We start from the raw sequence: 14,742 nt of genomic DNA, 5'->3' as shown, positions 1-14,742 counted from the left end.
ACCCCTGGCTCCAGTTGCCCCAGTCAAGCCACGTTCACCCCTAGCTCCAGTAGCTCCAGTTGCCCCAGTCAAACCACGTTCGCCTTGCCTACCTGCGGGAATACTTTGAGCCGTAGCCAATGCCCTGTTAGCGGTATCTCTGATTGGGGGGATTAAACCGAGTGTTCTGGAAACATCATTACTTAGAAAAGATAAGCCTCTTTCTACAGAATCAATCCGCGCTCCTAGAATTTTCAATGCTGCGATAGAAGCTAATATTCCTGCAATAGCCGCAGCCAATGTTGCTACTTTTGCGGCTGCGGCTGCGGCTACTCCGGCGGCTGATGCGGCTGCGGCTGCGGCTCCTTTTGCAATCACTTCTATGCCGAGAATTTTCGCCGCAAGCCCCGCGATCGCAGCTGCTATTAATTGCTCTGTGCGAGGCATGATTAGGGATTCAGCTCCGGCAATTGATTGTCGAACAATTTGGGGTCTTTCAGATTTCAAAACATATTTCCCATCAAGGGCTGCGATCGCCGCACTCAATGCCGCAATTTCGCTTGATATTTGATCACAAGAACTCATTTAAGCCTCGCTATCTGTGCGCGTAAATTTGATAATTGGTTAAAAATTGTGGAACAGGGTAAGCAACAATCCCCGCAATCTAGAGTATTCGCAGCGCAATTTGGAATACATTCCACTGAGTAATTGCAGTTCGGAAAATTACCTGAGAATAAAATAGTGCCAGTGCTATTTTTGACTTCCAGAAGTCTGTCGGGTGGATCGTATGAAAATCTTCTATGAATCCTCCAATCTAAAATCTCATCTGCCTTTCCGAGAGATAACCCGAAAAGGGGTCCCCTAAAACCAGGATTCACACAGAATCCAGTCCCCCGACACCATACTTCATATGCACGGTCGGCTTGTTGTGGCACACGCACAAATAAACCGGGTAGATAGTTGCAATCGAACCTCCTGTTTAAAATGGTACGACTCCCCCATCTATAATCCACCGAAACCGTAACGAGCTGACACTCTGGGATATCACAGCTAATTGTTATGGGTGTATCAGTGAAATCACGAACACTGCTGTCAGGGAAAGTTACGCGGGCTGTGTCGCCCGCTTGACAGAAACTAGCCATTAATAATCGTTAGGATTGCGAATGTTCGTTGATGACTTCCAAAGATTTATGGTCAGTGGATCATTTCTGTATTCTGCTAAGGCTTCACCCCTTTGGGTGATACTGGAAAATCCATTTTCAATAATTATGCTTTGGTCTAGGTTCGCGTCAAAGTTGGACTGATTTAAATATGATTTTGCACCGAGTAAGATACTGACCAAATGACCTTCAGCCGTTGCCGTTCCTGGAGTCGTCAACCCAGATACCACTAACGCACTATCGGGAATGAATAATCCTGCCCCTGGCGCAGCTTCTCCACTAGCCAATCTAGTAGTTCCAATTCCGAATACTTCCTCAATTGTTGGTTCAGCCATTTTTTTTAATTATTAATATCACTAGAAATATTTATAATCCAGAATAGTAAAACAGGAAATATACATCTTATAGGCAAAAGATGTATACCATCATTTGACTGTGAACATTGCTATGACTATGATTGACAGACATTCTTTAAATATCAATCAAGGAAGTATACATATTCATAAGTCCTTGGTGTAGGAACTGGTATATGAAAAATAATAGGCATGGCAAGGCAACAATCTTTTCAAGCTTCGATTATGAAAAAATTATTAACTGCACCGTTGGGGAGAATCATAAAATGATTTTTCGCCTAGCTTATTACACGGGCGCTAGGATGGGAGAAGTTTGTAAGTTGTTGACTTTATCTGTTTACGGATCTGGAGGAGAAGTTCTCGATTGTGTAACCTACCAGAAGTATTCCACTAAAACGAAGGAAACAAGGCAGGTGCCAATTTCACACCGCCTGAGAGAATACCTGAAATTTTACTGGCATCAACACCACCCAAACTACCAGGGGTACTTATTCCCCGGTACTGGGGAAGGGCATCTTCAATTTCAATCAGCTGATGATGCTTTTCGCCGGGCTGTAAAATCAGCCGGGCTGGAGGGGATGGGATACTCTACTCACAGTTTCCGTCGGACTGCGGCCACTAATCTGGCTACGAGCGGGATAGGGTTGGCGGTTATTCAACGCATAACTGGCCATTCAACGTTAACCAGTTTGCAAAGATATATTGATGTCGCACCGGTGCAAATCCAGAGCGCGATCGCCATTTTATGATGATATATTTGTACTGGTAGACCGAACTGGTTGATGATAGATGCACCCTCAAGGAGAAGTACGTCCCAGCGCGTGGGGCGACTATTTTTTAAAGCCGGTAGCCACTCATGCCAAAACCACCGCGTATAAAGTTTTTAATCTCACTGGGTGACTTTCCGAGTGCGATCGCACTCTCAATCATCTGCTTTCGCTCAATGGCGATCGCACTCTGATAATTTCCCCCAGGAATGTGAATATGATGAATCCTTTTGCTGTAGTAACAATAGCGAAAGTACCAGTGTTTAGTCCCGCAGCGCTTGACGTAGTATTCTTCAATCCACTGCTTTGTGTGTTCTGGAAGAGTGTGCGGTTGTAAAAAATCGCCATCGTCGTAAAACTCTTCCAGAACAATGGGAACTGTCCCACAGTCCAGGTTTTGCAGGTTGGGAACAGACTCTTCCAGAACACTGAAGCCATCTATATTGCATCCTGGAAATCGCCTCTCCCATGCTGACCAAGCTTGCTCGTAATCGGTTAGTGTGACGAAATCATCGGGTTCTGGAGGTTCCTGGCTATCGTCATAAAACAGAGTGAGTTGCCCCTCCTGTTCAACCTTTCCAGAACAATCAAGCACAATTTCATCCCAGTAAGGGTCAGCTTTGGTGGTGGTGGTGTTGTATTCCTCGATGTTGAATAATGTTGCACTGGTTATAGTCATTGGTCGTTGTGGGGTGCGGATACTTGGTATATTTCCCAAAACAAATAACCGTCTTGCTAGTTGGCAAGACGGTTATTCAGAAAAACTTTCGGACAATTGCTCTAGTAGTTCCAGCTGTTTCTTTAAATCATTTAAATGATTCTCAGACTCCGCTATCCGAGATCGAGTGTTGGAAATCAGCTGGAGCAAGATTCCCCCAGCAATTGTTTGTCTACTCCGTTTATAGGTATCTCTCCCCTGCCGATCATTTCTATGAGCTGGGACCGACTCACCCCTATTTTGTTGGCCTGGCTGTCCAGTCCCTCTATCCCCGTTGGGGTTAGCCCCAGGGATATCACTTTCTTTAGTTCTCCGTGCTGTCGGTGCTTTGCTTTGGGCATTAGTACTAATCAAAATTCACTTCCTAATAAGATAACAGGATTCTCCATAAAATATCTTAGTAAGATTGTTGACAAACAGCAACTATCTTAATAAGATTAGTGAGTAACGCAAAATCACAACCCGGCAAAGTAGCACTTTATGCGATAGCCGATTCAGGCTAAATTCCCGTGGTTAGTGGTGGCGAAGGTTCAACAAGTCGCTGAGTGTAAAGCTTGGTGGTGCAATCCCGTAGTGCGGCCGCACTCCATAAGTGACCTTAGTAGGGCGTACACGCACACCAATGGCAATAAGTGCCGACGTGGTAACACGGTGGCTGTGTGTAATTAAGACCTGGGGTGAAAATCCCGTATGAGGCTGGCGTGGGGTAATGGCTTACGCACTGGATGCATCATGAAAAATTTGCCTGACGTGTATGCAGGTGGAAATGGATAGCAAACTTTTACAACAAAGCGCAACAATCGCAGCCGGCTGCACCCTTTTTGATTATGGAAACTAAAGCAAAATACGTAACCCGACGAAAACGGACTAGGCAACTCGAAAGAGAAGTTGAGCAACTCAAAGAAAAGGTTGCAATACTCTCATCTCTTTTGGATGATGCCCACGGACTGCTCCTGCGTTCAAACAAGCACCTAGCGCGGGCGGTCGAGCGTGACTTTCATGCTGTCAAACCACCGGAACCAGAAGAAACAGAAATTAGGCGATCGCGCACAACTCCCAGATTGCCCCAGCGCAATTCACCGCTTTTACCACGAGCAGATTTAGTGGGTAGAACCGCCTCACCCTACTCAATGGAATCTTGATTGCAAAAAAAGGAGGTACATCACACTAACAAAATACAAAATTCCATAACCCGTAAACCGACTTTCTCCCGGTCGGTTTTTTTAAACTAACCAACAAGCTAGGTGAATATGGAATATAAAAAAGCTACTCCCTGGGCTGTCTTTCGGATAGATACGCCCGATAATTTGCTGCTAATAAGATTCAGAAAACGCAGTGATGCTGACCAGTACAAAAACCTTCTTTCCCAAAATTCTAAACACAGATTTGAGGTAATTTTTGACGCATGAAAATTAAAACTTTCACCTACCAAAGAGTGCTGAACCTCGGCAATTACGAAAGTAAACGCCTAGAGGCATCAATAGAGCTTGATGTGGTGGATCAGATGTCCTCGGAGGAGGAATGTACCGCGCTCATGGATATGGTAGAACGAAAAATCAGAGAGGAGACGGGGAATAAAATCGCCAGTGAAATCAGGGATGCCAGAAAAGAACTGCGTGAAATTTATCAAGAAATTGAATCTGCACAACGGCTATTAGCAGAATTAGGAAGAGAATTGAAGCGGGAACCGGATGACGAGATTAATTTTGATTCCGAAGTAAGCGAAGGAGGGGACTTTTAAAATATAAATTTAAGGCGATCGCACAAATCGGAGGAGTGCGATCGCTTTTCTTCCTTGCCAGACGGAGGATGAAATTATTGTACCCTACAGCATAACAGCAACCACGAAAAAATGAAATCACTTGCTCCCTATGATGAAAATTACGCTTTGATTCACAAGCGTACCCTAATGGTAAACAGCATGGTTTTAACAGCAATGTGCGAATTTATCGCAAACAGTTCGAGCTTGTCAGATGAGGAAGTGGCACTGGTATTTGGAGAGACTGCGAATAAAATCGTCAGCGAAATGACTGATGATGAAGTCAACCAAAGCGTTAACCAGCTAATAACTAAGTCTTGGATAAATAACGGAGTGTCTTCTGTAGTTACAGCCAAAAAGGTAAAACAATGAATATCCCTGACGATGAATTTTTAATGAATAAGCGCGACTTCGCCAAAAACACCATCTGCTACGGACTGGCGATAAAGTCTCTATCAAATTTAACGGGACGCTCCATAAATGACTGCATAAAGATTACATCCGAGGAAGCCAGCCACCAAATGTCTCGACTTGACCCCAAACACATCGATGGCTTTATCCAACAATACTATATTGGAAAGCAAAACAAGCTTGAAAATCTCACCCTGGAACTTTAACCGCCTGACGATGGCTACTTGACACAGTAGCCGAAACGCTATTCCTAGATAGCGTCGCGGATTGTGTCCAAAACAATTCGCTTTGGTGCTAAAAATAATGCGGCGTTTAGGATGAAATGCGCTCATAGTTTGCGGTGTTAATACTTCGTGCGCTGCTATTTTATCGCCAAAACAACCGGTGCGTTTATCACTGAATCGCGCCCCTTTTATGTGGGGTGTTAGGTAGTTCGTGCGCTTGAAGCCGGTTTATCACCATTTAGGTGATTAATTCAAGATTTTTCTTGAAGAAAAAAAGCTACTTGGCAATGCTGAACCATGACAACTGAATTAAAGATTTTAGGGATTGATGTTAGCAAAGCTTCCATTACTTGTCACATTTTGGATAGCTACCCAAAAGGAGGACTAAAATCCTATTGGGATAAAACTAGAAATAAAGCATCATTATTATATCCTACATTTCACTCTTCTCCTGACAGGAAAAGGAAGCAAAAGTCAGCTTTTGATTTTGCTGATTATTTAACAGAATTAAAACCTGATTATGCAATTCTTGAACCTACAGGTAATCATTATTCTCGACTCTGGGCGGCAATCCTCCAGAAACTAGAAATTAAAATCTTGTGGGTTGGTCACGTTGAACTGCGGCGCTATCGCGGCGGCAAAAACTTGCCAAATAAAAGCGACCCTGCTGATGCTTTAGCTATGGCTGCTTATGCCCATGACCCTGATCACAAAACTGAAGATGGTCAAATCAATTTAAAGCATTTTCTACTGCATCGCCCTGATGTTATTGATAAATTACGGGACTTATGCCAACAGCTTGAACATTTAGCACGGGTACAGTCACCAATTATCAATTACAGTAGACAATTACTGGCTTGGCAGTTTCCAGAACAAGCATTAAGTAAAAGCAAGTCATCCCGTCCTGGGTTGCCTCCACCTTTGTGGGCTTGGCTGTCCAATGATATAGAAATTTCTAAATCTGGGAAAACTCTTTATGATGGCAAGTATAAAACGTCCATTGTCCAAGAGTACGGTTTAGAAATAGACCCAATTTTACGACTGCACGCTGAATGGATTTGTGATATTGAACGGTACGAGCATCAACTAGAGGCTGACCTAGAAAAGATGTTAACGGCTGATGATTTTAAACCATACATGAAAATTTTTGATAAATTCGGTTTTGGTTTAAGAATTCGTTCGCGGTTATTAAGTAGAATTTTTCCCTTTGAAAGTTTCCTTGGAATTAATAGCAAACCTGTTATTGAGTATGAAGTACGGGAAATTAAGAAAACTGAGCGCGATCGCAGCAACGGTCAAACTGTGATCAAAAAGACAGCCGGGGAAACTAAGCGCATCAAACGCAACCGCAGCCGTGATACTTTTAAGCTGCGTTTGGGGATGGGAACGACGCTAGAACAGTCCGGTGATAAAACTGTTGAAAAGTCCAGTGGTTCATCCTTGTGCCGAATTGCTCTATGGCAGTATGTTCTAACTGGACTAGAAACTGGTCATGTTCCCAAGAATGATACCACCAAAGACCTGCTTGATTACTTAGACTTGCTCAAAGCCAACAGTAATATCAATGGTGAAAAACTATTAAACGGCAAGCACATCCAAGCAAAGCTGATGTCCAAGGTGTGTAATGTATTATTTGCTGAATTAACAAAGATGTATTAATAACTTAATTAAAGTCCACTTTGCAACAAGTGGACTTTAATCTACGATAAAAACTGAACTATACTGAAGTGTTAAATGGGTGTTTCGTTAACGGCTCCTCATCTCCTCCGGGCTGCGCGTGGTGAAGTAGTAGATCGTCCCCCCGTCTGGATGATGCGACAAGCGGGGCGATATATGAAAGCATATCGAGATTTAAGGGAAAAATATCCTTCCTTCCGCGATCGCTCGGAAATTCCTGAAGTGGCGATAGAAGTTTCCCTGCAACCTTGGAGAGCATTCAGGCCAGACGGAGTGATTTTATTTTCCGACATTGTAACCCCCTTGCCTGGGTTGGGCATTGAGATGGACATTGCGGAAGGTAAAGGCCCAATCATTAACTCGCCCCTTCGTACCCAAGAACAAATTGATCGCCTGCGTCCTTTAGAACCAGAAGCATCACTCCCGTTTATCAAGACCATATTGCAGGCGTTACGCCAGGAAGTAGGTAATCAATCAACTGTTTTAGGCTTTGTGGGCGCACCGTGGACTTTAGCCGCTTATGCAGTGGAGGGTAAAGGTTCTAAAACCTACTCCGTGATTAAAAACATGGCGTTTTCAGATCCGACGATCTTACATCAGCTATTAGCTAAATTTGCTGATGCGATCGCGATTTATGCACGCTATCAAATTGACTGCGGCGCTCAAGTTGTGCAGATGTTTGATTCTTGGGCTGGTCAATTGAGTCCCCAAGATTATGACACCTTTGCTCTGCCTTATCAGCAAAGAGTTTTTCAGCAAGTCAAGGAAACCCACCCCGATACGCCATTAATTTTGTTGGTTAGCGGTAGTGCAGGTGTGCTGGAGAGAATGCCTAAATCTGGTGCAGATATTGTCACTGTCGATTGGGCTGTGGATATGGCAGAAGCAAGAGCGAGATTAGGTAAACACGTCAAAGTTCAGGGAAATCTTGACCCTGGTGTGTTATTTGGTTCTCAAGAGTTTATCCGCGATCGCATTCTTGATACAGTGCGAAAAGCTGGTAATTGGGGTCATATTCTCAATCTTGGTCATGGTGTATTACCAGAAACTCCAGAAGAAAATGTGGCTTTCTTTTTTGAAACTGCAAAACAACTCAAATCTGTAGAAGTTTAATCAGGCAAGCTATGATCTCGCAGTGGTGTGGTCAGCTTAAAATAGTGTATTATGTTTCTCTTGTGGAACACGCATCTTGCCTGTTCTGGGCAGGCTAGAGAGCTTACCCCAGAATATTTATGCTTATGCACAAAATTAGCTGTGTCACGCCACTACGAAACTGGCATATTATTTTAAGTTTGTTGTGAGGACTTTAGTCCTCAAAATAAGGGCTGAAGCCCTTACTACAAGCAAAAAAATTTTATTTTTGTGACACTTGCGTAAGTCCTGTACTGTTTAAAAATCCATTATCTAACCACAGAGGCACAGAGAACACAGAGTTAAGAGTGGAACTTTTAAGTTTATTTTTAACTCTTGGTTTTTAATTACTAATTTATTTTAAATCTTAACTATGAATCAGAAACGGATTTTAGTGACAGGTGCAAGCGGTTGTGTAGGTCACTACATCTCAGAAGCCTTAATTCAAAATACTAATCACGAGTTATATTTACTGGTCAGAAACCCTCAGAAATTGCAAGTTGATATTCAGGCGCGTCCAGGTATCACTGTTTTGCAGGGTGATATGCAAAAAATTAGCCTTTTGGCTGATTTGCTCCCCACAATTGATACAGCAGTCCTCACGGCTACGGCTTGGGGTGGTGATGAGACATTTGATATTAATGTCTCCAAAACTTTAGAATTAATTAAAATGCTAGATCCACAGCGCTGTGAACAAGTAATTTATTTTTCTACAGCTAGTGTTTTGGATAGATACAATCAACCCCTCAAAGAAGCTGGGGAAATTGGAACAGATTATATTCGCTCCAAATTTGATTGTTTACAAAAAATGTCACAACTAGAAATAGCCCCGAAAATTACTAAGGTTTTCCCAACTTTGGTTTTAGGTGGTGATGATCAAAAACCATATTCTCATTTGACATCGGGAATACCAGAAGTAACTAAATATATTAATTTAATTCGCTGTTTGCAGGTGGATGGTAGTTTTCATTTTATCCACGGGCGAGACATTGCGACTGCGGTACAATATTTAATTGATTCTCCTCCCCAGGAAAATGAACCACGCAAGTTTGTTTTGGGACAACAAGCGTTAACAGCCAATCAAGCAGTGGAAGAAGTCTGCAATTATTTGGGTAAAAAGATTTATTTTCGCATTCCTCTATCGATAGCATTAGCTAATTTGATTATTGCGGTATTTCGGATTCAAATGGCCGCTTGGGATAGATTCTGCATGAACAATCGCCATTTTAGTTATGAAAATGTGGTCAATCCCGCCAGTTTGGGCTTACCAAATTACTGTGCAACTATGAGCGATGTTTTAAAAATTAGCGGTGTGAAGGGCGCAAAAAATTAGATCACGACGTTCATTTACCCTATTTCCCGCAGGTAAGCAGGTCTGGGTGTGAGTTGTCTAACCAGTGCAGCGTCAGCAGTCCAAAACTCAGCAGATGTAATCTCAGCACAAGCAAGAAAAGCTGCATCGTAGAGAGTTGATAATCCGTATTGCTCGGCGATTTCCCAAGTTCTTGTCCTAATTACTTCTTCTTCTATGTAATCAATGGGAAGTTCGCAGAAATCTTCAAAAAATCCTTGTGCTTCCTCGGTTGTAATGACTCCTAGCCGGGTTTTCTTCCGTAGTACAGACCCTACTTCTGCCCAGGCGAAAGCAGGAGATACTAAGCGTAAATTTAAGCTTAATGCCTCCGTTACTAAGGTTCTGGCTTGGAGTTGATAAACCTCTGGGACAAGGTAGGGAATCCAAACACTGGTATCTATACACAAAACTCTAGTCAAGTCTCCCCTCACCTTCTCTCAAGCTGTGAATTAAGTTTGTAGACGCTGGTTGTATGCCCGTTTTTGCTTTCACAGCTTCGCTGCGGGCAATAATTCGCTGATGTGCAGCCCATCCCCTTCTACGTCGTACTTCATGTTCTAAAGCTTCAACCACTAAATCATTAAATGATTCACTACTGTCTTTGAGTTTTCTGGCTTTGGCAAGCAGTTGAGAAGGAAAACGGATTGTTAAAGCTTCGCGTTCCATAACTTTTTTTGCAACCAACTAATGATATCACTTATTGTAACTATTTAATTTTTCTGAACGAAAATGTCAAATAATATGTTATGTGTGAGTAGTTACTAGGTCAGGCTGAATGCGATCGCACCCATTTTCTTCAGTTCACCTACTTACTACCAACCCATCTACATAATCAAAATCTGTATCATCTGTAACTAATATCCACCCGTTTTCCAAGCACTGAGCAGCAATCCAAATATCATTCATTGGAATTGGTCGCCCTTTACGCTTCAGCAGCAACCGGGTTCGAGCATAGATATAAGTTGTTTCTCTTCCCAGGGGTACAACCGTACAAGTTGAAATAAATTCTAGATAACGCGGTAAATTTTGCAATGGACGAGATGAATTCTCTGCCCCAAACAACAATTCTCCTGCTACCACTAGAGGTAAAATAACTTCCGGTAACGCTAACACTCTTTCAATAATTGCTGCGTCACCATTTAAGAAACGAACTGCAACAGAAGTATCCAGCGCAATTTCACCACTCATTTGCATCTACCTGCCTACACTCTGCGGTAATTGAGTGTTTTAGCTCTGCGGCTTCTGCGTCGCTTAAAATTCCTGCAAACTTTGCCAGGGGATGATCTTTACGTGTTGCCTTAACACGATGCAAAAAATCTAGCAACATTTCCACAATATCATCAGGAGCTTCTTCAAGTTCTTGGAGCAATTGGTCACGGTTTGTCATACATCCCAGCCCCCAAAGTAATATAAATGGCGAACTGACAAGTCAGCGCTGGCGCGATCGCACTCCTCTAGTTTAGCCCATGCGATCGCTCCCTTCGCTACAACCATCGCTCCCATACAAATAAAAAAGGTGGGTTAATCAAATGTAATTCTATAAGAGATGCGATCGCACTTAAGACACCCCATGTATTTGGGATAGACTCTTGCGATATAAAATTGAATTCATAATGATCAATCACATCTTGCTTTAAAATATTAAAAGCGTCAGGAGTGTGTGGAGATATAAACATAGAAATGTTTTGCTCTGGAATAATTTCTCCACTTCTCTTATACTCGGTGTATAATCCTCTTAATCCTCTTACCTTATGATAAAGTTTGCTCATATCCTCTTCTAACTTTTTATCATCGAATCTATGAATGGATTTCGTAACCAATTGATCATTTATAGTTCCTCTTTTTAATAGACATATCAATTCTGTCAAAGCATCCTCAAAATCTTGATAGCTTCCTTCTTGATGGAATGGGTCTTGAAGTGCTGGTCTATCAAATGCTGCTTTATATATTTTTAATGCTTCAATATCACTCTGTTGTTCTATCTGAATTTCTGATAAATAATTTTTCTTGTGATCATATAAGTCATTATCAATTAAAAGACTCAATTCCTGTAGCTTTTCATCTGAAAGTGAAGGTAACTCCCCAATTAAATCCTTTAAATTTATGACATCCTTCTCTGGATCAAATATAAAACAATCCTGGGTATCAAAGCCCTTTTTATATTTTTCCTGCTTTTCTCCCAAAAATAAAAATTTTAGAGAACTAAACTGTTTGTATTTTTGGTGTTCAATAAATGTATTTATTGTTTCTTTTATTTTCTGGCGATGGTTGTTACGAGAAGTATATGTAACTTGAAAGCAAAGTTTTTCATTGTAGTCACCTAAATCAATTGCAGGATATGTGGTTTTAATTTGATTTAAGTTAACTAAATTATAGTCATAAATAATATTTAGCAGTTTAGCGACGAAATTTTCAGCAATAATATGCTGATCAAAGAGTCGTAGAATACCTCTATTACGTGTTGACAATTCTAGAAAAGCAAGTCCATCAGCAATATTTTTTATATTATGTTCCTTTGTCAACATACTTCACCTTAATTTTATTTATATAGAAAACTTCCGGCTATTATATTGAGACTTTGCATTGATCATATTTAATCAACTCAGGAAGTAAAAAAAATAGCAACATATCACCGTTGAATCCAGCTAATGTCAACCAATTTTCTTCTTATCGTCAATACCCACTTATTATACCAAATTTTTGAGGCTACTTATCCAAGTATATACCCAATTACAGGTATCTCTTCAACTTCTCAACGAATTTGCAGCTTAAGAATACGTACAGAATTATAATCTAGATTCAGAAAGAAAACGGATTGTTAAAGCTTCGCGTTCCATAACGCTCTTTGTAACCAAATAATGCTATTACTTATTGTAACTATTTGATTTTGATGAACGAAAATGTCAAATAATGTGCTATGAGTGAGTGGTTACTAGGTCAGGCTGAATGCGATCGCCTACAATTTCAAATATCCTCTGCAATAACTTTATTCTTAATTGGAACAGAAAACTTGGCTATCAGGTCACTGTAGTATAATTGCCAAGTCAAAAAAATAACGGTAAACTAAAGCAAATTTAAGAAAAAGTCAATAAGTCTTAATTTTCGTTAAATTTGGGATCATAATCAGAGTGTGAGGATTAATACTCTATGCGAATCTTACTGGTATATCCAATATTTCCCAAAACCTTTTGGTCTTATGAGAAAATTCTAGAGTTAGTTGATCGCAAGGTTTTGTTACCACCTTTGGGTTTAGTGACGGTAGCGGCAATCCTGCCCCAAGAATGGGAGTTCAAGCTGGTTGACCGCAACATTCGTTCAGCGACAGAAGAAGAATGGGCCTGGGCAGATGTGGTAATTCTGTCGGCGATGATTGTCCAGAAGGAAGACTTGTTAGGGCAAATTCAAGAAGCAAAACGACGTGGTAAGTTAGTTGCTGTGGGTGGCCCTTATCCTACTTCTGTGCCTCATGAAGTGGAAAATGTCGGTGCAGATTTCCTAATTCTCGATGAAGGGGAAATCACCTTACCCATGTTTATTGAAGCGATTCAACGGGGTGAAACTTCTGGTGTTTTCCGCGCCACAGAGAAACCAGATGTTACAGGTACACCAATTCCCCGCTTTGATCTACTAGAGTTGAATGCTTATGACATGATGTCGGTACAGTTTTCGCGCGGTTGTCCTTTCCAGTGCGAATTTTGTGACATCATTGTTCTTTACGGACGCAAGCCACGCACCAAAACCCCTGCACAACTATTAGCAGAGTTAGATTGTCTGTATGAGTTGGGTTGGCGGCGGGGTGTGTTTATGGTGGATGACAACTTTATTGGTAACAAACGCAATGTGAAATTGTTGCTGAAAGAGTTGAAAGTCTGGATGGAAGAACATCAGTATCCTTTCCGCTTTGATACCGAAGCTTCTGTAGATTTAGCACAAGATCCAGAAATGCTGGAATTGATGGTTGAGTCTGGCTTCTCTGCGGTGTTCTTGGGAATTGAAACCCCGGATGAAGATAGTCTGCAATTAACGAAGAAGTTTCAAAATACTCGCAGTTCCCTAGCTGATGCAGTGCAAACCATTATTAAGGCTGGATTGCGGCCAATGGCTGGGTTTATTATCGGGTTTGATGGGGAAAAAGCAGGTGCGGGCGATCGCATTGTCAAATTTGCTGAACAAGCGGGAATTCCCTCTACTACCTTCGCGATGTTGCAAGCTTTACCCAATACAGCATTATGGCATCGTCTGAAAAGAGAAGGACGACTGCGGGAAAATCAAGATGGTAACATCAACCAAACCACGTTGATGAATTTCCTTCCTACCCGTCCTTTAGAAGATATTGGCAGAGAATATATTGAGGCGTTCTGCACTTTATATGATCCCGTCAACTATTTGGATCGTACCTATCGCTGTTTCTTGATGATGGGTTTGCCAAAATGGAAAGCACCTGCCAAAATGCCAGAATGGATTGTTGTCAAGGCTTTACTAATTGTGATTTGGCGACAAGGTATTAAACGCGAGACTCGCTGGAAATTCTGGCATCACTTGTTTAGTATCCTCAAGCGTAATCCAGGAGTTATAGAGCATTATATCTCTGTCTGCGCTCACAACGAGCATTTTCTAGAGTATCGCCAAATTGTCCGCGAGCAAATTGAAAGCCAGGTGGCCGCATATTTGGCACAAGGAAAAGAAGAACCTTATGTACCCGTACCAGCTAAAAAAGCTGAAGAAAAAGCCGAGGCGATCGCTAGTTAATTGAAATAGGCGATCGCCGCTTGCTGTGGAAATTTGGCAGGAGGCGATCGCCATGCTCACTGGTGTTGGATAACTAAATTATCTGTTGTCGTTAACAGATTAATGTTGGTTATTTTTCAACAGATATGCAAGAACGCAATGAATAAGAGGTTCTTGTGTTTATTTGTAAGTTATTTTCAGATTTCTATTATTTAAACCCTGGCTCTATTTCTTTCTCTTTGGTCAATTTGTTCGACCTGGAGTTTCACACGGTTATATAAATTGACTTGCGGATCTGAATGAGTAATGCTAACAACTAAAGCATAACGCTGTAGCTCGATTTCATCTGGATTTGCCCATTTACGGTTACAACTCACAACCAAAGTCATAGGTAAATTATTATATTTTTTAGCTTGTTTTGTTAGTTCTATTTGTCCTCTTTGTACAGTTCCTTTCTTCCGGCGAGTAGGTTTTGGAGCTT

At 41.5% G+C, this 14,742-nt stretch carries 16 protein-coding genes and 2 pseudogenes; 9 read left to right on the top strand and 9 right to left on the bottom strand.

Annotation, left to right across the window (positions count from 1 at the left end):
• Positions 1–564: pseudogene (locus VB654_RS15920) on the bottom strand (collagen-like protein); the annotation flags it as partial.
• Between the two features lie 556 nt (positions 565–1,120).
• Positions 1,121–1,474 (bottom strand): hypothetical protein, encoded by a 354-nt coding sequence (locus tag VB654_RS15915; RefSeq protein WP_323214751.1) that lies wholly within the window; start codon positions 1,472–1,474, stop codon positions 1,121–1,123.
• 194 nt (positions 1,475–1,668) lie between these two features.
• On the opposite strand from VB654_RS15915, the gene VB654_RS15910 reads away from it, so the two are divergent.
• Positions 1,669–2,241, top strand: a complete 573-nt coding sequence (locus VB654_RS15910; RefSeq protein ID WP_323214750.1) for a site-specific integrase — start codon at positions 1,669–1,671, stop codon at positions 2,239–2,241.
• Between the two features lie 88 nt (positions 2,242–2,329).
• Here the strand turns inward: VB654_RS15910 and VB654_RS15905 are convergent, their stop codons facing one another.
• Positions 2,330–2,938 (bottom strand): hypothetical protein, encoded by a 609-nt coding sequence (locus VB654_RS15905; RefSeq protein ID WP_323214749.1) that lies wholly within the window; start codon positions 2,936–2,938, stop codon positions 2,330–2,332.
• A gap of 866 nt (positions 2,939–3,804) precedes the next feature.
• On the opposite strand from VB654_RS15905, the gene VB654_RS15900 reads away from it, so the two are divergent.
• From VB654_RS15900 to VB654_RS15870, 7 genes are all read left to right on the top strand, one after another.
• The gene (locus VB654_RS15900) at positions 3,805–4,119 is read left to right on the top strand and encodes a hypothetical protein (RefSeq protein WP_323214748.1); all 315 of its coding nucleotides are present in this window, start codon (positions 3,805–3,807) and stop codon (positions 4,117–4,119) included.
• 263 nt (positions 4,120–4,382) lie between these two features.
• Positions 4,383–4,718 (top strand): hypothetical protein, encoded by a 336-nt coding sequence (locus VB654_RS15895; protein WP_323214747.1) that lies wholly within the window; start codon positions 4,383–4,385, stop codon positions 4,716–4,718.
• Between the two features lie 111 nt (positions 4,719–4,829).
• A complete protein-coding gene (locus VB654_RS15890; RefSeq protein ID WP_323214746.1) occupies positions 4,830–5,108 on the top strand; it encodes a hypothetical protein in 279 nt (92 codons plus the stop codon).
• On the top strand, positions 5,105–5,353 hold the full coding sequence (locus VB654_RS15885; RefSeq protein ID WP_323214745.1) for a hypothetical protein: 249 nt from the start codon (positions 5,105–5,107) through the stop codon (positions 5,351–5,353). The genes VB654_RS15890 and VB654_RS15885 overlap by 4 nt, the downstream gene beginning before the upstream one ends.
• A 315-nt stretch (positions 5,354–5,668) precedes the next feature.
• A complete protein-coding gene (locus VB654_RS15880; RefSeq protein WP_323214744.1) occupies positions 5,669–7,030 on the top strand; it encodes a transposase in 1,362 nt (453 codons plus the stop codon).
• Between the two features lie 75 nt (positions 7,031–7,105).
• Positions 7,106–8,161: a uroporphyrinogen decarboxylase gene (hemE, locus tag VB654_RS15875; protein ID WP_323214743.1), complete on the top strand. Its 1,056-nt coding sequence runs from the start codon at positions 7,106–7,108 to the stop codon at positions 8,159–8,161.
• A gap of 391 nt (positions 8,162–8,552) precedes the next feature.
• Positions 8,553–9,512 carry an NAD(P)-dependent oxidoreductase gene (locus tag VB654_RS15870; protein ID WP_323214742.1) on the top strand — a complete coding sequence of 320 codons (960 nt, stop codon included), beginning with the start codon at positions 8,553–8,555 and terminating at the stop codon, positions 9,510–9,512.
• A gap of 14 nt (positions 9,513–9,526) precedes the next feature.
• On the opposite strand, the gene VB654_RS15865 is transcribed toward VB654_RS15870, so the two are convergent.
• The 5 genes from VB654_RS15865 to VB654_RS15845 all read right to left on the bottom strand — a co-directional run bounded on the left by VB654_RS15865 (position 9,527) and on the right by VB654_RS15845 (position 12,058).
• Positions 9,527–9,952: a type II toxin-antitoxin system VapC family toxin gene (locus tag VB654_RS15865; protein ID WP_323214741.1), complete on the bottom strand. Its 426-nt coding sequence runs from the start codon at positions 9,950–9,952 to the stop codon at positions 9,527–9,529.
• Positions 9,945–10,199, bottom strand: coding sequence for a YlcI/YnfO family protein (locus tag VB654_RS15860; protein WP_323214740.1), 255 nt, complete (start codon positions 10,197–10,199; stop codon positions 9,945–9,947). The genes VB654_RS15865 and VB654_RS15860 overlap by 8 nt, the downstream gene beginning before the upstream one ends.
• Positions 10,200–10,334: 135 nt before the next feature.
• Positions 10,335–10,721, bottom strand: a complete 387-nt coding sequence (locus tag VB654_RS15855; protein ID WP_323214739.1) for a type II toxin-antitoxin system VapC family toxin — start codon at positions 10,719–10,721, stop codon at positions 10,335–10,337.
• A complete protein-coding gene (locus tag VB654_RS15850; protein WP_323214738.1) occupies positions 10,711–10,920 on the bottom strand; it encodes a hypothetical protein in 210 nt (69 codons plus the stop codon). The genes VB654_RS15855 and VB654_RS15850 overlap by 11 nt, the downstream gene beginning before the upstream one ends.
• 97 nt (positions 10,921–11,017) lie before the next feature.
• A complete protein-coding gene (locus VB654_RS15845) occupies positions 11,018–12,058 on the bottom strand; it encodes an SMEK domain-containing protein (RefSeq protein WP_323214737.1) in 1,041 nt (346 codons plus the stop codon).
• A 622-nt stretch (positions 12,059–12,680) separates the two neighbouring features.
• On the opposite strand from VB654_RS15845, the gene VB654_RS15840 reads away from it, so the two are divergent.
• The gene (locus tag VB654_RS15840; RefSeq protein WP_323214736.1) at positions 12,681–14,282 is read left to right on the top strand and encodes a B12-binding domain-containing radical SAM protein; all 1,602 of its coding nucleotides are present in this window, start codon (positions 12,681–12,683) and stop codon (positions 14,280–14,282) included.
• 191 nt (positions 14,283–14,473) lie between these two features.
• Here the strand turns inward: VB654_RS15840 and VB654_RS15835 are convergent.
• A pseudogene (locus VB654_RS15835) lies at positions 14,474–14,742 on the bottom strand (peptidase S8); the annotation flags it as partial.

This window comes from Nodularia sp. UHCC 0506, from assembly GCF_034931045.1.
Classification (GTDB): Bacteria; Cyanobacteriota; Cyanobacteriia; order Cyanobacteriales; family Nostocaceae; genus Nodularia.
Note: the sequence above shows the minus strand (reverse complement) of the source record. Positions and strands in the feature narration are given on the sequence as shown.

What these genes read in the sequence shown, in the direction of transcription:
- VB654_RS15915 (WP_323214751.1), bottom strand. Translation starts at nt 1,474, where the DNA reads ATGGCTGAACCAACAATTGAGGAAGTATTCGGAATTGGAACTACTAGA.
- VB654_RS15910 (WP_323214750.1), top strand. Translation starts at nt 1,669, where the DNA reads ATGAAAAATAATAGGCATGGCAAGGCAACAATCTTTTCAAGCTTCGAT.
- VB654_RS15905 (WP_323214749.1), bottom strand. Translation starts at nt 2,938, where the DNA reads ATGACTATAACCAGTGCAACATTATTCAACATCGAGGAATACAACACC.
- VB654_RS15900 (WP_323214748.1), top strand. Translation starts at nt 3,805, where the DNA reads ATGGAAACTAAAGCAAAATACGTAACCCGACGAAAACGGACTAGGCAA.
- VB654_RS15895 (WP_323214747.1), top strand. Translation starts at nt 4,383, where the DNA reads ATGAAAATTAAAACTTTCACCTACCAAAGAGTGCTGAACCTCGGCAAT.
- VB654_RS15890 (WP_323214746.1), top strand. Translation starts at nt 4,830, where the DNA reads ATGAAATCACTTGCTCCCTATGATGAAAATTACGCTTTGATTCACAAG.
- VB654_RS15885 (WP_323214745.1), top strand. Translation starts at nt 5,105, where the DNA reads ATGAATATCCCTGACGATGAATTTTTAATGAATAAGCGCGACTTCGCC.
- VB654_RS15880 (WP_323214744.1), top strand. Translation starts at nt 5,669, where the DNA reads ATGACAACTGAATTAAAGATTTTAGGGATTGATGTTAGCAAAGCTTCC.
- hemE (WP_323214743.1), top strand. Translation starts at nt 7,106, where the DNA reads ATGGGTGTTTCGTTAACGGCTCCTCATCTCCTCCGGGCTGCGCGTGGT.
- VB654_RS15870 (WP_323214742.1), top strand. Translation starts at nt 8,553, where the DNA reads ATGAATCAGAAACGGATTTTAGTGACAGGTGCAAGCGGTTGTGTAGGT.
- VB654_RS15860 (WP_323214740.1), bottom strand. Translation starts at nt 10,199, where the DNA reads ATGGAACGCGAAGCTTTAACAATCCGTTTTCCTTCTCAACTGCTTGCC.
- VB654_RS15855 (WP_323214739.1), bottom strand. Translation starts at nt 10,721, where the DNA reads ATGAGTGGTGAAATTGCGCTGGATACTTCTGTTGCAGTTCGTTTCTTA.
- VB654_RS15850 (WP_323214738.1), bottom strand. Translation starts at nt 10,920, where the DNA reads ATGACAAACCGTGACCAATTGCTCCAAGAACTTGAAGAAGCTCCTGAT.
- VB654_RS15845 (WP_323214737.1), bottom strand. Translation starts at nt 12,058, where the DNA reads ATGTTGACAAAGGAACATAATATAAAAAATATTGCTGATGGACTTGCT.
- VB654_RS15840 (WP_323214736.1), top strand. Translation starts at nt 12,681, where the DNA reads ATGCGAATCTTACTGGTATATCCAATATTTCCCAAAACCTTTTGGTCT.